The following is a 21,609-nucleotide window of genomic DNA, read 5'->3' on the forward strand; positions in this document are numbered from 1 at the left end:
GGTCACATGCATGTGATGGTGAAGAAATGGGGCAACAGCGCGTCGGTGCGCATTCCGGCGGCGGTGATGGAGGCTGCGCGGCTGCATCTGGACGACACCGTAGACGCGCGTGAAGAGGAAGGGCGTATCGTGATCGAGCCTGTACGGTCTGGCGAATTCGAACTCACGAAGTTGCTGGCCCGGATAACCCCGGGAAATCGCCCGGAATACGTACATCCGGGGACCTGGTCTTTAGTATTGACAGCGTTCCCAAGTTTCATGATTGTCACTGCAAAAATTCCTGACGAGATCAAAACGCTAGAGTGGCGTGTAAGACAGCTCGGAGGTTCGTTCTCGAAGACAATCAATTTGCCCGCAGTTTGGGGGGGCGATAGTGCCAGCGGCTTCGCTGAGACGAACCGTTGAAGTTCCTGAACCTGGAAAATACGAAATCACACTGCTGGCTCATCTTAAGGACGGCCGCACGGATGAGAACACCAGAGTATTTACTCTCCGCGATTTCTTAATCATTGGCCTTGGCGATTCTTTCGCGTCTGGCCAAGGAAATCCAGATGTTCCTGCAATTCCGGCTCCAGACCAAAAAGCCTTCTGCAAAGTCACGACAATAGCCACTATTGTGTTAACTCAGAAGGCCGAGCTTGAAAGGTTCTTTGGCGAGCTTGCCAAAAGAGGAGATGCGATTCTTGAACAGGGGCTAGAGTTGGTACCAGTCGTAGGCAAAGTAGTCGTCGCTAGTCTCAATGGCGTAGAGGATGTTCTAGGGTTCGCTAAGAATGCTATTTCCGACCTCAAAGGATGGACTGTTGAAATCGGTCGGAGGGCCGAGGCGCTCGTTGTGGAAGGTGCAGAGGAAATTTTGGGCTTGATCGGCATCGGCGACGGGGGAGAACTTGATGAAACCAAGCCCAGAGACGCGGCGTGGCAGGAGCCACTTGCCTATCGTTCTTATCGTTCGGGCCAATCGTTGGCGGCAGCAGAAATCGAGTCCCACTCTGCGGTTCACGCGGATCGCGTTACTTTCCTCTCTTTTGCCCGCACCGGTCCGAGATCCTGGAGGGACTATTGGGCCCTCGAAAAGTGTCTGCAGAATTTCTGGGATTGGATGCTGGGTTGGGAAGAGTTTCGCTTGACGGCTGGACTAAGGATAGGGGGCAAATAAAAGAGGCGAAAGACTCTTTGGTGGAAGACGCCCGGACGCCGTTATTGTGTCAATAGGAGTGAACGACCTGAGTTTCTCCACACATGTAGAGGAATCTATCCTAAGGCGGAGCGGCGAACGGAGAAAGAAGCGTATCGACGCAGCGTTCGAGAAAATAGCAAGCGAGTTTCCCAGGAATTTAGACCAATTGAAAGAGGCGATTAATTCCGAATTGAACCCTCGAAATGTTTTTATTACCGAATATCCCGTTGGTATTTTTAAGGAGGTAGCCGAGCACGGACCTTGCGGAATTCTTGAAAGCTTTCTCGGCAAAGACTTCAACTTGTCAAAGCCTGAGGCGAGAGATATGGGCGAGCTAGGATTGCGTCTCAACGAAGTGATCAAGACCAAAGCGGAGGAGTTCGGCTGGGTACTTGTCGATGGGATAGCTCGCGACTTTGACGGCCATGGGTATTGTGCAAAGAAATCATATTTCGTCTCAGCTGAAGATTCGTGCCGCAATCAAGGAGACTTCGAAGGGATGCTCCACCCGAATAAACGTGGGCACGAAATCACCAGAGATCGCCTGGCACAGGCACTCAGGCGCAAACTGATCGTTCGGCGCGAAAATTGGCTCGAGCCGGTACTGCACACAATGATGGCGTGAATTCCAGCCTTTCTCATGTTGCTCGAAGGAGGCTCAAATGGCTACAAGATTAACAGGCAAGGTGGTCGGCTTGGGCGCTGATCGCGAGGGCGTCAACATTGTCCTAGACAACGATCCAGCAATCGGCCCGAAGGACAACCAGTGGACACTTGAAAACGGCCACTCCAATTTCAATGCTCTGTTCTCGCTCGCATTAGCTGCGGCCGCCAACCGGTGGCCCTTAGTGATCCGAATCCAGGGAGACGGGCAGATAGATCCTGCTGTCCCAGCATCCATCCGAAACATGGCGGTTTCGTGGAAAGCTGATGATTAGAGTACGGTCGGCGTCCTGGGCGTGACCGTAGACCTGGCTTGTGGAGAAGTGCACGCCGCCTGACTGCCGGCGAGGCCGGCAAGTGCGTAGCCACACCTTTCTTCGGGTCTAGTTCTCGTTCATCGCGACCACTGTGCCTTTCGGTGCAGCGGGGGGAGCGGAGACGGTCGGTGTGGGCCCGACACGCTTCAAGGTCGACACGACGTTACCGCTGGTAAAAGTCATGCTGTCAACAGTCGGCCTCAAGATCAGCGCCACGGTCTGCGTAGCCTCAGCGTTTGGAAACTGTGGATCCGAGTACTTGCTGTGCTCAACTGCAACGGCTGCGCCGTCGGCGATGATTCGATAGGTATGCGACTGGTATGTGTAGCGGCAAGAGGGGTTGGCATTCCCGTCCGGCGAGAAAGAGCCGAGTGCAAAGAAGCCGCCTGAAATCATCGTCGCAGTCCCATCTGCGTTGAGTTGGACGCGGCCGGAAGAACCATGGCACCAGCTCGTCGCGGGGTAGTTCTCGACGTCCCAGGTTCCCACGATCGACTTTGAGACGTTGACCGCGATCTCCTTGTCAAGTGCAGACTGCAGATCGGTTGATGAGAGACCATTGGACGCTGTTGTGAGCACAACGTTCGATGCGATCACTTGCACGTTGTCTGGCAGCTCGTTCACCTGCACGCGAATGACGTCGGGCTTTCCCACAGATCCGGCAACTCGCAACCCCGACCTGAGGATCACGTTCGACGCCTTGATGGTCCCGGGACTTGAACCTGCTTCGGTGCCAGGATTGCTGCTTCCCCCTGTGGGCGGCATAAACCCAGCAGATCCGGACCCGCCGTTTCCACCTCCGCCGCCGCAGGCTACGACCACCAGCCCGACGACCACGGCGCCAGCGACATTGCCCAGGGCGAATACAAGCTTTCGATTTAGTCTCATGAATCTGTTCGAGAAAGATTAGGTTGTAGAAAGGCTGCAGGTGAGGTCTGCGCGTCCGCAGTTATTGTCGGGGGGCCTGAAGATTCAAGCCCATTCGCGCGCGCCCTCGTGTGATATTCGCCACGGATCGTCTAGTTCTCGCCAGGGACCCTGACCCCGACGGCGCGCTAACCCCCTCCGAGATGAGACGAAACATGTCTTCTAGCGCGCCGCCTGAACGGCAGCGCCGTCGATGCCGGCCAAGCGCTGGCATCGAAAGGAATCGTGCTCTCCACAGCTTGCTCCACCCATGCGGTTAGCGCTTCACGCTCTTCATCGGTCAGCTTCTGCGCCATGTGCAAGATTCGCTCTATGTTGAGCATGTACGGATGCCGGCGTTCGAAACTACGGATCGATCGGAACGCGCGAGCCTTGCGCCGCACGTACTACGGCACGATGCAGTTGCTGCGTGTTCGGTTTCACGAGCGGAGTCGCTGCCGTCCGCTTGAGCTTCCTGATCCCTGACTCGAAAAGACAAACGCACCCGTGGTTGGCGTGCTGCGCGGAGGCGTAAAGGATGCCATCCAAGCCACGATTGCGGCAATCGAGAGCGAACTCCCGCGTGATCACATATCGTGCGGACTGCAAGACAGGGTGCTGCTCTTCGAGGCCTCGAATACCCGCCACCCTGAGCCTCGCGGTCGTCTCGAACGTCGCGAGAGAACGTTCCTTGAGACGCTGCAGCGGATAGCTGTGGACTTCGCGGCGAAATATCGCTTCATACAGGGCAGTCTCCTCGCTGTCGGCGAGGTACGAAGTTGCTTCGTCCGGAAGGTCGAAGCGCCCGGTGAGCAAACCGGTCGGAGGAAGCATGTGCCCGTTCAGGCGCACGCTTCTGCTGATCGGCTTGGTTCTCTGCACGCGATGCCAAGTCTGGGTCTCAGGCAGTTCTATAACTGGTGGGTTGAGCTCAATAAAGTTCATGTGCCGAGGTCAATGTGCCTCAGCCGTTGCCAATGCCAGAATTCGTTCGCCAGGAACGCCTTGTTCGATCGCTGAGCGAGGCGTCAGTCCGTCGAGCGAAGGGGACGGGGTCTCCAAGAAGTCGAGAAGCTGCCAGCCATCGTTCGTGCCCAGGCATTTCGCAATGGGTTGGATGAGCGGGAAGATGTTCGGCTCGAACTGCCATCGGGGCAGCTTGAAACCCCGACGCAGATTCTCGACTCCGATGATGCGGCCTCGCTTGATCCATGCATTGATGGTCACGCGGTTGGTGCCGGTCAGCTCGGAAGCGTCGTCGGTGGAGATCATGTCGGCCGCCTCGATGCGATCACGCCGGTATTGCGCGCCCGACCGCAACAGTGCAGCGGTCTGGGAAACTGGCGTATATGGGCCCTGATCATCGCGGAGGTCTCGTGGGTTCTGGGAAGCAACGGGTGGAGTGAGGGTGAAGGTGTTCATGTGAAATTCCATGCCGGGCGCTCAAGGCGCGTTGCGCAGGTTGACCTTCTCGGACGAAAAGAATCCGCCGGACTCGTACCGTGATTTGCGAGCCAGTGCCCTACCGAAGCTTCGACGGGCGGCTGCGACATGTACTTCGCGCCTCACCTTGATCGCTTCACTGCAGGCTCGTTTCAGACCAGCTGCTACCGCTGTTAAGAACCAAGCGAGGCGGTCCTGAATGCTACCGATTGGCGCCTTGAGGACAGGCCAAAGCTGGGTAATCGCGGCGACTACGCTTGGATCGCCGTCTCGCAAGTGCGCAAAGAATTCGTGTTCCAGCGACATCGGTTCGAGAGGCGCAAGGCGGCGACAGATACCTCGGTATACCGATAGCGAGGGCGGTGCTTGTCGTTCCGCCGGGTCAATTTCGTCCCAGGTAAGCATGTCTGTTCCGATCAAACGTGAGGGTGGGCCACCTTGAGTCGACAGAATACCAGAACTTCGTTAGCTTCGTAAGATTCGTCAAGCGTCCAAAGTGGCCGAGGCGCGCGAAATACTGTTTTTACATCCAGTATGCACGAGCCGCCTCCCTTCGCCGAGCTGCACTGCCGCTCGAACTTCACCTTTCTCGTGGGGGCATCACAACCCGAGGAGTTGGTGGAGCGCGCCGCGGCCAAGCTCTACTCGGCAATCGCCCTCACCGACGAGTGCTCGGTCTCTGGCGTGGTCCGCGCCCACCTGGCTGCTCGGGAGGCAAGCCTGCACTTCATCTGCGGCAGCGAGATCCTGCTGACCACCCAGAGCGGGCATCCGCACGCGAGGGTCGTCTTCCTGGCGCAGAACATGCTCGGGTGGGGCAACCTCTGCGAGTGCATTGCGCTCGCCCGCCGGCGCGCCGCTAAGGGAAGCTACAGCGCCCTGGTGACGGACCTGGAGGGCAAGAACATCCAGACGCCCCACCTGGCCGGAATGCCGGGCTGCCCGGCGCTCCTGCTGCCCGAACCGGACGCCACCGTCGAGTCGCTCTTCGCCCAGGCAATGTGGCTGAAGACCTGGTTCCCGGGGCGAGCCTGGCTCGTGGCGCCGCGGCCGCTCCTTATGGACGACGAACTGCGCCTCTGGATCGTCGAGCAGGTCGCCGAGCGCACCGGCCTGCGGATCCTGGCCAGCTCGAGCCCGGTCATGCACACGAGCAAGCGCAAGAAGGTGCAGGACGTGCTCACGGCGGTGCGCATCGGCAAAACCGTGGAGACCGCGGGCTACGCGCTGCAGGTCAACGCCGAGGCGTACTTGCGCGGCCGCGCGGCGCTGATGAACCAGGTGCCGGCCGATTGGAGCTTGGGCAGCGTGTAGCTCGCCCCCCGCGCCGATGTTTTACGGGTTTTGCGAACTGCCATACATTGCTCCCTAGGGTTTACCCCATAATTGCACCTGTCTCCTCGGATCCCGCAAGGATCCGCTTCAAGCCTCGTGCAGCAATGCACGGGGCTTTTTCTTTGGCGCGCGGGTGTACGGTCGAGCGTTCGCGAGAAGCCACGCCACGTGAAGGACTACATCGACCCACCTCGGCGACAAGCCGGCCGAGGCAATTCAAGCGGTCCACTGGCCCGCCGGGTGCACGAGCGCGCGGTCCATCGGCGCGTCCACCCAACGCGCGGCCTGATGGTGCGGAGCGAAGTGGCGGCCCGTCAAGTGGCGGTCGCCGCCGCGCGACGTCGATGTCCGCCTGCAGGCCGGTGAGCTCTTCGCGGGGGGATGAAGCGCGAGATCACTGGGTGGTTCGAACAAGCCAGCAAGGCGGCGGCCCGCGGATCGCCGTCCGGATAGAGGAGATGGCCAAACCCTGCCAGTCTTGTCAAATCGCCATGGGTGCCCACTAAGAGCCGGGCGCCGCAAAGTGCATAGGAGCCGAGATGACCGCGATTGCGCCTGAGACTTCCTCTCGGCGCCGCTGTCGACCCTCCGTAGTTGGCAAAGGTACCGGGCAGCCCGGTGGTGTGCCTGGCTTGCCGTGCTGCACAGGTCAATGCGCCCGACCCGCTCAGCGCAGCCGCAACGCGCCGAAGCTGATGCTCGCATCAGGCGGGGCGACCAATTCGACCTGTACGCTGTTCCCGTTCGACTGCAGCGCACGGCCGGTCAGCGGCAAATCGAAGCGCATGGCCTTATTCGGCGAGGCTGCGCGAAAGGCATCGTTGGGGAAAATGCCGAACCGGCCGATCTCGGCGCCGTCAGGCGCAGCGCGCACCACCACCTCGCTGCCACCAACGGTCGACGGCGTAAATGCGATCACCGGCACCGTCAGCACCCCCTGCCCCCGGGGTGCGGAGGCCAGTGCCAGCGTCGCACTTTCACCGCCGCGCAGTGAGACAGCATCCATATCTTGTTGCGCTGCGCGGGCCTCGATGCCCAGCCCGCAGCTCAATAGCGCCGCGATCACGAGAAATCGGCCTATACCGGCATGGGTCCGCTGGGCTTGCATGAGGCTCTTGTATCCGCATGGCGCAGCGCGGTCAAAGCAACGCGATTTCAACCCTGCCCGGAGTGATGGGTGCGACCTGGTCGGCCGGCCTGCCGGGCGCGGGCACCGGCAGCAACTGAAGCCGCAGCGTATCGCCCGAGAGTTGTTGCGCGCGGCCGAGTGCCTGCAATGCCGGCGTAAGGTCGAGCGTGAAGGACACCTTGCCGTCGGCCGTCAGATGACCCGCGTGCCCGGCATGCTCGTTCGCCCGCCCGAAAAAGCTGAAGGTGCCGACGTAGTGCGGATCGCTGGTGGGGGTATCGGCGTTGAGATAATCGCAATTCAGAAAGACGCGCACGTCGGTGGCGTTGTTCGGCGGCGTAGGTACATCGTCTATGAAGGCGAGCACCTGGCCGGGCGCTGCGGCGCGCGGCATCTCGTCCGCGCTGGCACTGGCACTGGCGCTGGCGCGCACCGCGCTCAGCGTGCGCAGAGGACGACCCTGCAGCGATACCTGCACCTCGAGCACCTGCATCGGCGCCGCCGTGCGACCAACGTCCACTGCCGTTCGAAAAGTCCTTGTGTTCAGGCGGCTTCCGGGGCTCAGGCGCGCGGCCGCCCGCGGCAATGGATCGCGCAGCGCCAGGTTCGCGAGTGGGGCTGCGCGACACGGCACGGCCTGCGTCGGCGGATAGTTGTAGCCATTGCTTGTGGTCGACAACAGCGACGAGACGCGGACCGAATAGGTGGTGCCGTTGGTGCGCCGGAAGTTGTTGACGAAGTTGAACTGCGTCCACAGCGTACTGGTCGTGTTGCGGCGGCAGCGCCGGATCCACATAGCCCACAGGCGGTCGATATTGCCGTGGTGCATCAGGAAGATCGGGTCGATCGGCGATCGGAAGCCCGACATGATTCCGCCCACAGTGGTGTGCAGGCGGTTGTGCGGATTGCTCTCCATTGGACCCTGCGAACCGTTTGCCCGCTGCCAGCTTTGCGCAGTCGAATTCTGGCCGCTCGGGCGCGAGCTCGCGAATATTTCGAAGGCGGTCTGCCCCAGAATGCCCGAAATCACGCTGGGTCCTACCATGTTGTCAGGCAGGCTCAGCGTCGGCGGGATGCTGCGCGAAGGCTCGAACAAGGGGTTGGGCTGACCGTTGAAAGTGGATTGCGCAAAAGCGGCGGGCAACTGCCTGTCGGCCGTCCAGTCCCAGTAGGGAAGCGCAAACTGGGGGTTGCCCGTGACCGAGCGGATCAGCCGCTCGTACATCACCAGGTAGGCGCGGTGCCACGGCAGAAAGAACCAATTGCCGTGCGGGCAAAAGTTCAGGTGGATGTCAGCCAGGTTCGACCAATTGAGCGGGTCGCTCACGGGTTTGGTCTTGAGCAACCGCACGCCTTCGCGCATGGTTTGCACGGCCGGGTCGGCAAGCCCAAGCTGTCCGATACTGCGACGCACCGGCGTGGCTTGCGCGGCTGCCGGTTCCGGAAAGGCGGTGTAACCCAGCGCCGCAAGCGCGCCCGTCTCGAGAAAATTGCGGCGTGAGAGTGTCATGACGGAACCCCTTCTTGGCCGGACGAGTGGGTCGCAGCCTAGTCGCGCTGCGCCCCTGTGCCAACTCACCGCAAGGCCTACTACGTCGGAAATAGGAGTTCAGGCGGCATCTTGATCGCCGTCTTGACCGTCATTGTGGACGGTGCATGGGCGCGTGCCGCAGGAGGGTTTCGACCTCGGGTGCGTGACCAACGGGTCGCACTTGGATCTCTCTTTGAAGTGCGGCTGTCGCCACCTCCAGCGACCACTATGCTGCAGTGCACACCTCCAAGAAATGGATGCTCTCCACCAACTCGATAAGGCCTTCCGTCAATTTACTGCTGTCAGGCCTTGCGGACGCGGCGTCGTGCAGCCGCCTCTGCGATTTCGGGCGGCAGGCGCTTGAGCAGCCAGCGGATCGCCAGCGGCACGAGCAACAGATCGTCTACCACCCCGAAGACCGGCACCACGTCGGGTATGAGGTCGATGGGCGAGAGGACGTAGAGCGCGATCAGCACGGATCCCAGCTTCAACCAGCCGGGCGCGGCCGGGTGGCGCAGCGCGAACCACAGCTCCCGCGCGTCACCGCGCACCAAGGACCAGAGCAGAGTCAGGCGTTTCCACATGGCGGGCTTGTTCGTTGTCGAGCCGGGGTCCAGCCAACATGGCGCCCGCCGGGCCCACTGCAAGGGTTGCACGCGCGGTGTTACATATCGCTTCGCAGGAAGCCTACCGTCCGTTTTGGCAGCGTGACCGCGCAATTCGCAGGGTGATCGTACTGTTGGTGCAATTCGATACGTTCATCTTGAAAAACCCAATGCACGACAACCACTCATCAATGTGAACCATGCCGCACCAGTGGCAGCGGTCGCCACGTCGATCGTGAGCCTTGACGCTCATGCCACCAGCTGCTCCGCCAGGGCCGTCAATGCCTCGCCCACCGGCTGCGCGACCTTCAACGCCAACAGATCGTCGGCACGCGTGCGTCCGAGGTTGACCGCCGCCACCGGCTTGCCCGCGGTCACGGCGGCCTGCACGAACCGGAAGCCCGAATACACCATCAGCGACGAGCCGGCGACCAACACCGCATCGGCTTCACTCAGCGCCGCATAGGCGGCTTGCACGCGCTCGCGCGGCACGCTCTCGCCGAAGAACACCACGTCGGGCTTGAGCATGCCGCCGCAGATCGAACAGGCCGGCACGTCGAAGCTGGCGAAATCCTGGTCTTCGACGTCAGCATCGCCGTCCGGCGCGGCGCGGGCTTCCAGTGCGGCCCACGCGGGGTTGCGCGCACGCAGCGACTGCTGCATTTCGGCACGCGGCGTGCGCGTCTCGCAGCCGAGGCAGCGAACGGTGTCGATGCGGCCGTGCAGGTCGATGGTCTGGCGGCTGCCGGCCGCCTCGTGCAGGCCGTCGACGTTCTGCGTGAGCAGCAGTCCCACGCGGCCCGAAGCCTCGAGCCGGGCCAGCGCGCGGTGCGAAGCGCCAGGCTGGGCTGTCGCCATGGTCGGCCAGCCGACGAGGCTGCGCGCCCAGTAGCGGCGGCGCGTGAGCTCGTCGCCGGTGAAGGCCTGGAGGGTCACTGGCGCCGGCCGCTTCCAGTCGCCGTTGACGTCGCGGTAATCGGGGATGCCCGAGTCGGTGCTGCAGCCGGCGCCGGTCAGCACGAAGAGGCGGGGATGGCGTGCGGCGAAGCCGGCCAGCGAGGTGGAGGCGTCCATGGCAACCGAGCATAAGGCGGCCGGCGCCGCCCCGCAGGCGGCGGGGCTCTCCGCGATGTTCAGCGGAACTGCTTGCGCAGCAAGGGCCTGTGCCTGGCGACGTGCGCGAGCTGAGCCTCGGCAATGAGACCGCCCAGATCCACGCCGTCGCCGTTCAGGACCTCGTTGGCATGCACCAGCGCACGGGCCACCACCTCGTCCTCGCTCACGCCGAGCTGCGCAGCGAGGTCGAGCGCCACACGCTTCATCGCGCGCTGCGACAGCATCCACATGGCGCCGAAAGCGTCCCACGCAGCGGCCGATTCCTTGAAGTGTTCGCGGTCCGCCAGAATCTCGTTGAGCGGCTTGGCCAGCAACTCGTTGACCGCGTCGAGTTGCTCGGCCAGCACCGCGTGCTGCGCCTGCGCGTCGCGCAGCGCGTCGGCCGCGCTATCCGCCGGCGGCGGCACCGGCGCGGCAAAGCTGCCGTCCGCGTTCGCCGTGGGGATCTGGAGCTTGTCGGTCAGGGACATGGCGTTGTCTTTCGTCGGTGCAGCGTGTTGGGGTTCAAACGCCAGTGGCGCGGCAGGCGTTGCGTGCTTGACGACACCGACGAGTGTAGTGAGCGCGCCGCGCTCATCGTTGTGCCTCGCTTCGGCAACAGCATCCCATCTACCCCGTGGAGAATGCCGTTCGACTGGGTCACGTCGGCAACGGTCACGGTGGCCGTGCTACCCCTCGTTTGTGATCGCCCGGCCGCGGCCGCCGGCCTTGGCCAAGCGTCCAGCCGTCCCATCTTGACTCGAGGTCAGGGCGCTGAGGTCAAGGCGGTGCTCCTGAATGACAACACGGATGTCAAGCCCGACAAGGCATCCATTCGCCGCGCCCTGGCCGTGCTGCACGAGGCAGGGCCCGACGACACCGTCGTGTTGTTTCTCGCCTCCCACGGCTTCAGTGATCAGGCAGGCAACTACTTCTTTATGGCACGGGACAACCGACTCAGCGACGTGAATACGGTGATTCAGAACGCGAACGCGGTTGGCAAGTCACGCCCCTGTGTGGTCTCCTCCGGGCCCCCTGGGCCGCCATGTGCGTTGAAGCCCCGCCCCATCTCAGCTGAGGATCTTGCCGTGACGTTCGCCCCTCGATTCATTAGCGCGGAGACCCTTCCGTCCAGGATGTCCGAGCTCGACGCTGTGAAGCTGCGGCACGAGGTTAGCTTGCTGCCCCTCATCGCAGAAACCTTTGCCTTCTATCGAAATCAACGGGAAGACGGCCCATGGCGCCCAAGTTCAGCCGTTGGCGGGCTCAAGCCTGCCGTCTTGAGAAGAGCCCCGAATTTGCACTATCCGTCTCATCGATTGCGGTTCGATATCAAGAGCCCCCTGGATGCGTCCGTGGAGGATTCTGTTGCTCGCATCAACGCGGCGGCGATTTCATGGGCGCGCGTCCTCGGCCGAGATGGCGCGCGCGCTTCGCAGCCAGATCTGAGCAGGCGCGGCCCTCCGCACCCAATCATGACACGCTCGATCGATAGGCGCGGGGCGGCGATCGCCTGCGAATCTCGACAGCGAACCAGCCACGAACCCGCCAGAAATGCTAGGCTGCCACCGACGTCAAGAACCGACGGAGGCGAGAGATGGGAAGCAGCACGCAACCAAATCTTCAGGCCCACCAGCTCGTTCGCCGCACAATTGCACTGGTGCTGGCGGGGGGGCGGGGCTCGCGCCTCAAGCAGTTGACCGACCGCCGGGCCAAGCCGGCGGTGTATTTCGGCGGCAAGTTCCGCATCATCGATTTCGCGCTGTCCAACTGCCTCAATTCGGGCATCCGGCGCATGGCGGTGGTTACTCAGTACAAGTCGCACTCCCTGATGCGCCACCTGCAGCGCGGCTGGAGCTTCCTGCGCGCCGAGCTCAACGAGATGGTGGACGTGCTACCGGCCCAGCAGCGCGTCGGCGAGGAGCACTGGTACCGCGGCACGGCCGACGCGGTCTACCAGAACCTGGACATCATCCAGACTCGTTCGACGCCGCACGACTACGTGGTCGTGCTGGCCGGCGACCACGTCTACAAGATGGACTACTCGATCATGCTGGGCGACCACGTCGCACATGGGCGGGGGTGCACGGTCGGCTGCATCGAGGTGCCCCGCATGGAAGCCGTCGCCTTCGGCGTGATGGCGGTGGATGGCGAACGCAGGATCACCGCCTTCCTCGAGAAGCCGGCAGACCCGCCCGCCTTGCCCGACAAGCCCGAGATCGCGCTGGCCAGCATGGGCATCTACATCTTCGACTCCGAGTACCTCTACCGCCTGCTGGAGGAAGACAGCGCCGACCCGGCCTCCAGCCATGACTTCGGCAAGGACATCATCCCGCGCACGGTCGCCCAGGGGCGGGCGGTGGCGCACCCCTTCGGCATGTCCTGCGTGACGCGCGCGCGCCAGGGCACCCACGTCAAGGCCTACTGGCGCGACGTCGGCACGATTGAGGCCTTCTGGGCTGCGAACCTCGATCTGGCCTCGATCACCCCCGAACTCGACATCTATGACACCGACTGGCCCATCTGGACCTACCAGCGGCAGCTGCCGCCGGCCAAGTTCGTGCTCGACCGCGACGGGAAGCATGGCATGACGGTCAACACCATCGTCTCGGGGGGGTGCATCGTGTCCGGCTCGCACGTCAAGGATTCGGTGCTGTTCTCGGGCGTGCGGGTGCATTCCTTCTGCAGCATCGAGGGGGCAGTGCTGCTGCCGGACGTCGAGGTGGGCCGCGGCGCGCGGCTTCGCAAGGTCGTGATCGACCGCGCTTGCGTGATTCCCGAGGACATGATCGTCGGCGAAGATCCAGCTGACGACGCGGCGCGTTTCGAGCGCACCGAAGGCGGCGTGGTGTTGATCACGCGCGAGATGCTGAAGCGGTTAGGGGCCGAATGAGGATCCTCCAGGTCAGCGCCGAGCTGTTCCCGCTGCTCAAGACCGGTGGCCTGGCCGACGTTGCCGGCGCGCTGCCGCGGGCCTTGCTGGCCGCGGAGCAGGACGTGCGGGTGCTGCTGCCGGGCTTTCCGGCGATCAGGGATGGCGTCGCCGACACGGTCCAGGTGGCCGAGCTGGAGGCTCCCTGGGGCGAGCGCGTGCGCCTGCGCCTCGGGCGCATCAGGACCGAAGGTGCGCCTGACCTGCGGGCTTACTGGATCGACGCGCCGTGGCTATATGACCGCCCGGGCAATCCGTACGAGGATGCGCAGCGACAGCCCTATGTGGACAACCACCGGCGCTTCGCGCTGCTGGGATGTGCCGCGGCGTGGATTGCGCACGGCCTCGACCCGGCTTGGCAGCCCGAGGTGGTTCATGCGCACGACTGGCATGCCGCGCTGGCGCCGGCCTACGTGGCGTTCGCGCCACGCCACGGGCATCCGCGCGTCGGCAGCGTCTTCACGGTCCATAACCTGGCTTACCAAGGGCTGTTCGCGCCCTGGGATTTCGCCAACCTCGGCCTGCCGGCCACCGCCTGGGGGATGGATGGCCTGGAATATCACGGCCAGCTATCCTTCATGAAGGGCGGACTGGGCTTCGCCGACCGCATCACCACCGTGAGTCCGACCTATGCCCGCGAGATCCAGACGCCCGAGCAGGGCTGCGGGCTGGACGGCCTGTTGCGCCGCCGCGCGGGCGTGCTCAGCGGCATCCTCAACGCGGTCGACGACCGGGTCTGGAACCCGGCCACCGACGCGCTCCTGCCGCACCGCTTCGAGCGCAGGCAATTGGCCGGCAAGATGCGCTGCAAGACGGTGCTGCAGGAGCAGCTCGGGCTCGCGCCGGGGCCCGAGACGCCGCTCTTCGTGGTCGTGAGCCGCCTGACGGAGCAGAAGGGCCTGCATTTGGTGCTCGGCGGACTCGACGCCCTGCTGGCGCAGGGAGGCCAGTTGGCACTGATCGGCAGCGGCGATGCCGGGCTGGAGCGCGCATTCAGCGAACGGGCCACGGCCGCGCCGCGGTCGGTCAGCGTCACCCTGGGCTACAGCGAGCCGCTCGCGCACCGCCTCCTCGGCGCCGGCGACGTGACGCTGGTGCCCTCGCTGTTCGAGCCCTGCGGTCTGACGCAGATGTACGGCCTCAAGTACGGCAGCCTGCCACTTGTGCACCGCGTCGGCGGCTTGGCCGACACGGTCGTCGATGCCACGCTGGAAGACATGGCCGACGGCCGGGCTACCGGCTTTTGCTTCGACACTTTCGACGCCGACGGCTTCGCGCGGGCGCTGCGCCGCGCCTTCGCCCTCTACCGCCGCCCGGCCGACTGGGATGCGGTGCGCGCCAGCGCGATGGGCCGCCCCGCTGACTGGGGCAGCGCAGCGGCCCGCTATCTCGACGTCTATGCCCAGGCGCTGGCCTGAGGCGACAAACACCCCCTCTGACATCATGTCCCTTGCCGATTTCTCGTACGACCATCCCGACCGCGACGTCGCCGCCTTCAAGCGCTCCGTCGCCAACAAGCTGATCTATGCGGTCGGCAAGGACCCCGTGGCCGCCAGCCCCGACGACTGGCTGCACGCGACCGCGATGGCGGTGCGCGACCAGCTCGTCGAGCGCTGGATGACGACCACGCGCGCCCAGTACACCCAGAGGCTCAAGCGGGTCTACTACCTGTCGATGGAGTTCCTGATCGGGCGCACCTTCACCAACGCGCTGCTCGCGCTGGAGCTGCAGGACACCGTGAAGGACGCGCTGGCCGACTTCGGCGTCGACATCCAGGCGCTCGCCGAGCGCGAGCCCGACGCCGCGCTCGGCAACGGCGGCCTCGGGCGGCTCGCGGCCTGCTTCCTCGACTCCATGGCCACGCTCGGGGTGCCGGGCATGGGCTACGGCATCCGCTACGAGTACGGCATGTTCCGGCAGCAGATCGTCGACGGACAGCAGGTCGAGACACCCGACTACTGGCTCACGCGCGGCAACCCCTGGGAGTTCCAGCGTCCCGAGGTGACCTACCGCGTGCGCTTCGGCGGTCATGTCCAGCGCTTGGACGGCAAGGGCGCCTCCCACGACGCGGCCAAGTGGGTCGATACGCATGACGTGCTCGCGATGGCCTACGACACCATCATCCCGGGCTACGGGACGCAGGCCACCCAGACGCTGCGCCTGTGGTCGGCGCGCGCCACCGAGGAGATCGACCTGTCGGCCTTCAACCGCGGCAACTACATGGCGGCGGTCGAGAGCAAGAACCACTCCGAGAACGTCTCGCGCGTGCTCTACCCGGACGACTCGACGGCCTCGGGGCGCGAGCTGCGGCTGCACCAGGAGTACTTCTTCGTCAGCGCCAGCGTGCAGGACATGCTGCACCGCCATCTGCGCAACCACACCAGTTTCGACACGCTGTCCAAGCAGATCAGCATCCACCTCAACGACACGCACCCCGTCCTGGCGATCCCGGAGCTGATGCGCCTGCTCATCGACGAGCACGGGCTGTCGTGGGACACGGCATGGTCGCACACCCAGAAGGTGTTCAGCTACACCAACCACACGCTGATGCACGAGGCGCTGGAGACCTGGCCGGTCGAGGTCCTGGGGCGCGTCCTGCCGCGCCACCTGCAGATCCTGTTCGAGATCAACGCACGATTCCTCCACGTCGTGGCACACGCGCACAGCCACGACGTGGAGCTCATGCGGCGCATGTCGCTCATCGACGAGTCCGGCGAGCGGCGCGTGCGCATGGCCTACGTGGCGGTGCTGGCCAGCCATTCGATCAACGGCGTCTCGGCCCTGCATTCGCAGCTCATGAAGCAGTCGATCTTCGCCGACTTCGCGCACCTCTTTCCGGAGCGCTTTAACAACAAGACCAACGGCGTGACGCCGCGTCGCTGGCTGGCGCAGGCCAATCCGCCGCTGGCGGCCCTGCTCGACATGCAAATCGGCCGCGGCTGGCGGCGCGACCTGTCGCAGCTCGAAGCGCTGCGGCCGATGGCACAGCAGCCGGCCTTCGTGCGCGCCTTTCGCCATGCCAAGCGCGAGAACAAGCTGCGCCTGGCCAACTGGATCGAGCAGAGCCTGGGCATCGTCGTCGACACCGACGCCCTGTTCGACGTGCAGGTCAAGCGTATACACGAGTACAAGCGGCAGCTGCTCAACGTGTTGCATGTGATAACGCGCTACCGACGCATCCTGCACGCGCCGCAGGAACACCACGTGCCGCGGGTGGTGGTGTTCGGGGGCAAGGCCGCCTCGGCCTACCGCATGGCCAAGCTCGTGGTGCGTCTCATCAACGACGTGGCGCAGGTGGTCAACAACGACGATCGGGTGGGCCAGCTGCTGAAGGTCGTGTTCGTGCCCAACTACAGCGTGAGCCTGGCAGAGGTCATCATGCCGGCGGCCGACCTGTCCGAGCAGATCTCGACAGCCGGCACCGAGGCTTCCGGCACCGGCAACATGAAGTTCGCGCTCAATGGGGCACTGACCATCGGCACGCTCGATGGCGCCAACGTCGAGATGCGCGAGAGCGTGGGCGCGGAGAACATCTTCATCTTCGGCAACACCACGCCCGAGGTGGCCGAGATCCGCGCCTGCGGCTACCAGCCGCGCACGATCTACGAATCCGACCCGCAGCTGCGCCGCGGGCTGGACAGCATTCGCGACGGCGTCTTCTCGGCTGTCGAGCCGGCGCGTTACCAGGAAATCTATGACGCCCTCGTGAACTGGGGCGACCAGTACCTGCTGCTGGCCGACTATGCGAGCTACGTCAAGACGCAGGACAAGGTCGACGCGTTGTATCGCCATCCCGACGCGTGGACGCGCATGGCGATCCTCAACGTGGCGGGCATGGGTGGCTTCTCGTCGGACCGCACGATCGCGCAGTACGCGCACGAGATCTGGCATACCCGGCCGGTCAGGCTGGGCTGATCTCCCCACGGGCATCAGAGTACCGTGAACTCCACGTCGTGGAAGTCTTCCGGGCGCCCTACCTTTAGGAGAACTCCCCATGGCCATGATGAAAGCAGCCATCTTCGTCGAGCCTGGGCGCATCGTCCTCGATGACAAACCCATTCCCGATGTCGGTCCGCAGGACGCTTTGCTGCGCGTGACGACGACCACGATCTGCGGCACCGACGTAAGTGTCCGGTCTTCCCCGTCGCTTGACGACAGAGGGCGCGGGGATGTCAGATGTCGAGGACCCGTCTGAGGCGGCCGTAGGAAACGCTCCAGGACGCCTCGCCGGTGTCGACGGCGGCGGTCTAGGGTTTGCTGCGGGTGATGACGCCAACGTGCGTCTGCAGATGGCGGTCGGTGAAGGAAACCTTGTCGCCGCGCGCGAAGTCAGCGCGCGTGAGTCTCGGGGAAGCAGTAGGTGGTGGCGGCGCTGGCGGTGTTTGCGGCCGCGGTTGCACACCGGGCTCCGGGGGCTCGATGGCGGCGTAGGGTAATTTCCACTGCGCCCGCTGCTGTATGTCGTGCAGCCTCACCTGCGCATCGCGCATCGCGCATCTCGACGATGCGCCCTTCACACATCGTGTCGCAACGGCCATCCTAGAAGCGTACGACCTGTCCAAGGCGCAGATCCTAGCGCACGGCCACGATGCGTCGCGGGTCCGTGATCACGTGATCAATCGCTCGACGAGGGCGCTCAATTGGTACAACTTCAGGCTTGTCGCCTGGTTCAGCGCCTCGATCAGCGCTGCGTCCTGCATCGGCGGCGTGCGTGCCTTCATGCCGGCCTCCAGTTCATCGGCAGCAACTCCTCCAGCCGATCCTGGCGATGACCGCTGAACCGAGATCACTTTCATGCCTTCGGGGATACCTTGCTGGCGCGCAGCCTTTTCGATTTCCTCCTGCAAGGTGCATGAATGCAGCTCGCTTCATGCGCGGGCCTTCCTCGACCTGGGTGATGTTGCCGCGCGATCCACTGCTGGCGGCTCCCGGCGCCGCGTCCGCGGCTTTGCGCCGGCTATGCAGCGCGCCGAAGCGCGGCCATGACCTCCGCCGTCGGCGGCAGCTCGCTGGTGCGCCAGACCAGCCTGGCTTCGCGGTCGAACACGTGAACCTGGCCGGTGTGACGGTCGCCCGCGGCCGCTGCGCCCTTGAACAACAAGAGCATGTCCTCAAGCGCCTCGTGGTGGGTACGGCGGCGCTCCATGCAGGACCTGCGCCGAAGCGTCGCAACCAGGCACTGAGGGCAGCGGGGTCGTCCGCCAGCGGGTCGATGCTGAGCGAGAGCAGGCGCAGCGTCGGACTGTGCTCGGCCGCCATGGCAGCCTGCAGCGCTGCGAACAAGGCGCCCTGGATCGGGCAGACGGTGCTGCAGCCGGTGAACATCAACTGGACGGCGGTGACGGCTCCGCGCAACTGCGCCGCCAGCGTACGAGCCGTGCCGTCGTGGCGTCGCAGCGGCAACCTCGGGGCCGCCACGGCCGGGACCACCGGACCCACGCCGACGGCGGCGCGGCCCGTCGCAGGCATCCCCAGCAAGGCCAACGCGCCCGCCGTCAGCAGGCGCCGCCGACCCGGCGGCGCCGGCCGATGCCGGGCGTGAAGCGGGCGCGCGTTCATCTGCGGACCTCCTGCGTCAGGTAGTCCCACAGGGCCGCGCATTGGACATCGTCGACCTCGAAGCGCGGCATCGCGCGCGGCAGTACGACATGGGCCGGATCGACGCCGGTGCGCAAGGTGCGGCAGAAGGTCGCCGCTTCGTAGGCCACGGGCGGACCGCCCCGGCGCGGCCGGGCTTCGCGCAGCTGGCGCCGATCGAGCGGGGGACCGAAGGAAGAACCCGTTGCAGCGGGCGCACCCGGGCCGGCATGGCACTGGCTGCAACGCGTAGCTGCGGCGGGCAAGGGCGCGCTGTGGCCGGACAGCGTGCCGGCGAGCGGCTCGGTGCCGTCGAACAGGCGCGCGCCGCGCGACACCGAGGGCGTCACGGAAGGCTCTTGCCATCCGAACCCGGCGCGCCCGGTCAGCGCCATTGCGAGCCCCAGCGCCATCGTCAGTCCCGGCTTGCGAGCGTGCGGGGTCATTGGATGTTGAGCGTGCGCGCCACACTCGGCACGCCCTTGGCGTCCAGTGCGAACAGCATGTAGTTGCCCGGCAGCACGACTCCGCGCTCGACCGGAATGCTCAGCTGGTAGGTGCCCTCCGCGCCGCTGAAGGAGAGCGGAATGCGACGTTGGTCGGTGTTCACCGAATGGGTGACGGAGCTCATGCGCACCAGCGCGAAGTGTTCCACCGCCCGGTCGGTCTGCACGCTGATCTGGCTGCCCCAGGTGGCCGTGGCCGGCGCGGCCGCGATGGCCGGGCGCGGAGCGGGCGAGCCGTCGGGTGCCAGCAGATAGGGCGGCGTGTAGATTTCCGCATCCGGGTGGTCGCCGCTGCAGGCGCACAGGCCGCCGCCGCCCGACAGCACGCGGCCGTCCATCAGCAACAAGGCCACGCTGTGGTAGTTGCGCGGCTTCTGCATCGGCGGCAGGGTGACGAAGCTCTCGGTCGCCGGGCTCCAGAGCTCGGCTGCCAGCACGCTGTACGCATCGGAAAAAATCAAGGGCTGCGTCTGGCCGCCGATCACGACGACCTCGCCGTTGGGCAGCACCACGCTGTTGACGAAGGTGCGGCCGTATGCCATTGGCGCCACCTTGCGCACGGCGGGCGCATTCGGCGGGCCGGCAAGGATGTCGATAATGTAGGCCGTGTTGAAGGCGACGCCGCTGTCGTGGTTGGGGGCGCCGCCGAGCTTGAGGATCTTGCCCGTGTCGTACATCACGGCGCTGGCGGTCATGGCGTAGGGGTCGTCGCCGCGCGGGCCGGCCTGCACGATGGCACCGCTGCCGCGCGTGTCGATCCAATGCATCGCGGCGGCGGGCCCCGCGTGGAACACCCAGCCGTCGGCCGCGCCGAACAGCCACATGTGGTTGTCGCCGCGGTACACCCCGGCCGCGTCGGGGCCGTTCAGCGGGGGGGCAGAGGCATTGGCCGCGCTCGGCATGTCGGACGGCACGCCGGCCAGCGTGCGCCAGGTCCGGGTGCTGGCGGACCACAGCTCGCCCGACTTGCCGCCCTGTCCGCCGTCGAACGACCCGCCGACCGTGAACACGGAGCCATCGGACAAGATCGTGCTGGCGTTGTAGGCGCGCGCGATCCCGAGCTGGGCGCCGACCGCCCAGCGTCCCAGCGCCGGGTTGTACAGCGATGTCCGAGTCGCATTGCTGCCGCCGCTGACCAGGATGCTGCCGTCGCCCAGCATGCTGAGCCCGGGACAGAACATCTGGTGGGCGGTGGCCGTGATCGAGAGGCCGCCGGCCGCTTGCGTCGCCGGATCGAACACCGAGGTGAAGGTCCAGGCGTGCCAGCTGCTCTTGGAAAAATCGTAGGGCGAACGCCCTGCCCACAACAGCAGCCTGCCGTCCGGCAGATGGGCGGCCGAGGCGGGCACCAGCGGCAAGGGAATGGGGTCGGACCAAGGCTTGCTTGCGGCGGTGGACTGCGCCGCGGTATAGCCAGCGGCCGTGAAGCCGTACGCATTGGCAGCCAACCATTCCCCGTCGACGCGGGACCTGAGCCGCACCACGATCTCGGCGCCGTCGGCCGGCAAATCGTGCACGCTCAGCGAGGTGGAAGTCGTCACGAAGTCGTGCAGGGGCGGGGCCCCAGGGGGCGACTCGATGGTGAGGCCGTATTCACTGGCGCCCCGATCGGACCAGACGAAGGTCGCTGTGCGGCCGGACAGCTTGCTGCCCGGCGCCGGGCTGATCAGGGCCGCGCCCGGTTCCGTGGATGCCGTCGGCTTGGCTGCAGAAGCCGTTGCCCCTTGCACCTTGCCTGCAGGAGCGGCAGCGTTGCCCTGCGCGCCGCTCCCGTCGCCGCCGCTGCTGCCACCGCCGCACGCAACCAGGAGTGCGAGCGACGCGGAGCCGAGTCCACGGAAGGCTCGCATGGATGGAACGTTTCTCATCGCTCATCCTTTCAGTCGTCATTGCCGGTGAGAAGCTTAGACCTCGGACGCGCGCGATACAACCGAACAAGTCGTCGGGCCTGCCGCCGCGGTGCCCACTCATCCGGGAGCTCGAGATCGCCGAAAGTCAGTCTCAGCCGCAACGTGGGGCTGGCGGTCAACGCTGCCGCATGTTCCCAGCAGGCAAGCCAGTCAGGTCATCCTTCAGTAGCCGTCGCCCGAACCGGCGAGGTCAACGGCGCGCCGCAATTGATCAAGGCTGCAGATGCGAAGGTCGGCGACGAGCGCCGCGATTCCTATGTCGGTGACACCTTCTCGAACGTGCAGAAGGCCCTCGGGTCTAAGTCGAATGACCCTGATGCTCCGAGCTTTTGGCGTCTATGGCCCCTCGGTCTCGCCAAACTCGGATCAATTCGGGCGCAGCAGGCCCTGACCGTCCTGCGTGCTCACCAAGGTCGGCCTGCCGACCCCGTGTAGTTGTTCTGCACGACGGACAGCGGTTAACCTACGACTGCTTGCAGC

General features: G+C 64.9%; 19 protein-coding genes and 4 pseudogenes. 9 read left to right on the forward strand and 14 right to left on the reverse strand.

The window, feature by feature from the left end:
- Positions 1 to 6 precede the first annotated feature (6 nt).
- The 4 genes and pseudogenes from ACMGEZ_RS21520 (at position 7) to ACMGEZ_RS21535 (ending at position 2,118) form a co-directional block, all read left to right on the forward strand.
- Complete coding sequence (locus ACMGEZ_RS21520) at positions 7 to 405, forward strand: AbrB/MazE/SpoVT family DNA-binding domain-containing protein (protein ID WP_436824312.1); 399 nt, start codon at positions 7 to 9, stop codon at positions 403 to 405.
- On the forward strand, positions 374 to 1,159 hold the full coding sequence (locus ACMGEZ_RS21525) for a hypothetical protein (RefSeq protein ID WP_436824313.1): 786 nt from the start codon (positions 374 to 376) through the stop codon (positions 1,157 to 1,159). Before ACMGEZ_RS21520 ends, ACMGEZ_RS21525 begins: the two co-directional genes overlap by 32 nt.
- A gap of 34 nt (positions 1,160 to 1,193) precedes the next feature.
- Positions 1,194 to 1,805: pseudogene (locus ACMGEZ_RS21530) on the forward strand (SGNH/GDSL hydrolase family protein); the annotation flags it as partial.
- Between the two features lie 37 nt (positions 1,806 to 1,842).
- A complete protein-coding gene (locus ACMGEZ_RS21535; RefSeq protein WP_436824314.1) occupies positions 1,843 to 2,118 on the forward strand; it encodes a hypothetical protein in 276 nt (91 codons plus the stop codon).
- Between the two features lie 108 nt (positions 2,119 to 2,226).
- On the opposite strand, the gene ACMGEZ_RS21540 is transcribed toward ACMGEZ_RS21535, so the two are convergent.
- The 3 genes from ACMGEZ_RS21540 to ACMGEZ_RS21550 all read right to left on the reverse strand — a co-directional run bounded on the left by ACMGEZ_RS21540 (position 2,227) and on the right by ACMGEZ_RS21550 (position 4,488).
- Positions 2,227 to 3,048: a hypothetical protein gene (locus tag ACMGEZ_RS21540; protein ID WP_436824315.1), complete on the reverse strand. Its 822-nt coding sequence runs from the start codon at positions 3,046 to 3,048 to the stop codon at positions 2,227 to 2,229.
- 384 nt (positions 3,049 to 3,432) lie between these two features.
- Positions 3,433 to 4,011, reverse strand: coding sequence for an RES family NAD+ phosphorylase (locus ACMGEZ_RS21545; protein ID WP_436824316.1), 579 nt, complete (start codon positions 4,009 to 4,011; stop codon positions 3,433 to 3,435).
- Between the two features lie 9 nt (positions 4,012 to 4,020).
- Positions 4,021 to 4,488, reverse strand: coding sequence for a hypothetical protein (locus tag ACMGEZ_RS21550; protein WP_436824317.1), 468 nt, complete (start codon positions 4,486 to 4,488; stop codon positions 4,021 to 4,023).
- A gap of 555 nt (positions 4,489 to 5,043) precedes the next feature.
- Between ACMGEZ_RS21550 and ACMGEZ_RS21555 the strand changes: the two genes are divergently transcribed.
- Positions 5,044 to 5,823 carry a PHP domain-containing protein gene (locus ACMGEZ_RS21555; protein WP_436824318.1) on the forward strand — a complete coding sequence of 260 codons (780 nt, stop codon included), beginning with the start codon at positions 5,044 to 5,046 and terminating at the stop codon, positions 5,821 to 5,823.
- Between the two features lie 355 nt (positions 5,824 to 6,178).
- Here the strand turns inward: ACMGEZ_RS21555 and ACMGEZ_RS21560 are convergent.
- The 6 genes and pseudogenes from ACMGEZ_RS21560 to ACMGEZ_RS21585 form a co-directional block, all read right to left on the reverse strand.
- Positions 6,179 to 6,320: pseudogene (locus ACMGEZ_RS21560) on the reverse strand (citrate synthase); the annotation flags it as partial.
- A gap of 191 nt (positions 6,321 to 6,511) precedes the next feature.
- Complete coding sequence (locus tag ACMGEZ_RS21565; protein WP_436824319.1) at positions 6,512 to 6,952, reverse strand: hypothetical protein; 441 nt, start codon at positions 6,950 to 6,952, stop codon at positions 6,512 to 6,514.
- A gap of 31 nt (positions 6,953 to 6,983) precedes the next feature.
- Positions 6,984 to 8,483, reverse strand: a complete 1,500-nt coding sequence (locus ACMGEZ_RS21570) for a tyrosinase family protein (protein ID WP_436824320.1) — start codon at positions 8,481 to 8,483, stop codon at positions 6,984 to 6,986.
- Positions 8,484 to 8,806: 323 nt separating this feature from the next.
- The gene (locus tag ACMGEZ_RS21575; protein WP_436824321.1) at positions 8,807 to 9,088 is read right to left on the reverse strand and encodes a YkvA family protein; all 282 of its coding nucleotides are present in this window, start codon (positions 9,086 to 9,088) and stop codon (positions 8,807 to 8,809) included.
- Between the two features lie 270 nt (positions 9,089 to 9,358).
- A complete protein-coding gene (locus tag ACMGEZ_RS21580; RefSeq protein ID WP_436824353.1) occupies positions 9,359 to 10,246 on the reverse strand; it encodes an NAD-dependent protein deacetylase in 888 nt (295 codons plus the stop codon).
- On the reverse strand, positions 10,243 to 10,695 hold the full coding sequence (locus ACMGEZ_RS21585) for a hypothetical protein (RefSeq protein WP_436824322.1): 453 nt from the start codon (positions 10,693 to 10,695) through the stop codon (positions 10,243 to 10,245). The genes ACMGEZ_RS21580 and ACMGEZ_RS21585 overlap by 4 nt, the downstream gene beginning before the upstream one ends.
- Before the next feature lie 1,106 nt (positions 10,696 to 11,801).
- Here ACMGEZ_RS21585 and glgC point away from each other — a divergent pair.
- The 4 genes and pseudogenes from glgC to ACMGEZ_RS21605 form a co-directional block, all read left to right on the forward strand.
- Positions 11,802 to 13,097 carry a glucose-1-phosphate adenylyltransferase gene (gene glgC / locus ACMGEZ_RS21590; protein WP_436824323.1) on the forward strand — a complete coding sequence of 432 codons (1,296 nt, stop codon included), beginning with the start codon at positions 11,802 to 11,804 and terminating at the stop codon, positions 13,095 to 13,097.
- Positions 13,094 to 14,554 (forward strand): glycogen synthase GlgA, encoded by a 1,461-nt coding sequence (glgA, locus tag ACMGEZ_RS21595; RefSeq protein WP_436824324.1) that lies wholly within the window; start codon positions 13,094 to 13,096, stop codon positions 14,552 to 14,554. Before glgC ends, glgA begins: the two co-directional genes overlap by 4 nt.
- Before the next feature lie 25 nt (positions 14,555 to 14,579).
- A complete protein-coding gene (locus tag ACMGEZ_RS21600; protein ID WP_436824325.1) occupies positions 14,580 to 17,051 on the forward strand; it encodes a glycogen/starch/alpha-glucan phosphorylase in 2,472 nt (823 codons plus the stop codon).
- A gap of 79 nt (positions 17,052 to 17,130) precedes the next feature.
- Positions 17,131 to 17,268 (forward strand): annotated as a pseudogene (locus ACMGEZ_RS21605) (NAD(P)-dependent alcohol dehydrogenase); the annotation flags it as partial.
- Positions 17,269 to 17,743: 475 nt separating this feature from the next.
- On the opposite strand, the gene ACMGEZ_RS21610 reads toward ACMGEZ_RS21605, so the two are convergent.
- From ACMGEZ_RS21610 to ACMGEZ_RS21630, 5 genes and pseudogenes are all read right to left on the reverse strand, one after another.
- Complete coding sequence (locus ACMGEZ_RS21610) at positions 17,744 to 17,983, reverse strand: hypothetical protein (protein WP_436824355.1); 240 nt, start codon at positions 17,981 to 17,983, stop codon at positions 17,744 to 17,746.
- Positions 17,984 to 18,093: 110 nt separating this feature from the next.
- On the reverse strand, positions 18,094 to 18,243 hold the full coding sequence (locus ACMGEZ_RS29730) for a hypothetical protein (protein WP_496084676.1): 150 nt from the start codon (positions 18,241 to 18,243) through the stop codon (positions 18,094 to 18,096).
- Positions 18,244 to 18,353: 110 nt separating this feature from the next.
- Positions 18,354 to 18,737: pseudogene (locus tag ACMGEZ_RS29735) on the reverse strand (hypothetical protein); the annotation flags it as partial.
- Complete coding sequence (locus tag ACMGEZ_RS21625; RefSeq protein ID WP_436824326.1) at positions 18,692 to 19,159, reverse strand: hypothetical protein; 468 nt, start codon at positions 19,157 to 19,159, stop codon at positions 18,692 to 18,694. The gene ACMGEZ_RS21625 and the pseudogene ACMGEZ_RS29735, both read right to left, overlap by 46 nt.
- The gene (locus ACMGEZ_RS21630; RefSeq protein WP_436824327.1) at positions 19,156 to 21,069 is read right to left on the reverse strand and encodes a galactose oxidase early set domain-containing protein; all 1,914 of its coding nucleotides are present in this window, start codon (positions 21,067 to 21,069) and stop codon (positions 19,156 to 19,158) included. The genes ACMGEZ_RS21625 and ACMGEZ_RS21630 overlap by 4 nt, the downstream gene beginning before the upstream one ends.
- Positions 21,070 to 21,609 lie beyond the last annotated feature (540 nt).

Source organism: Variovorax stachyos (assembly GCF_051400855.1).
Lineage (GTDB): Bacteria > Pseudomonadota > Gammaproteobacteria > Burkholderiales > Burkholderiaceae_C > Variovorax.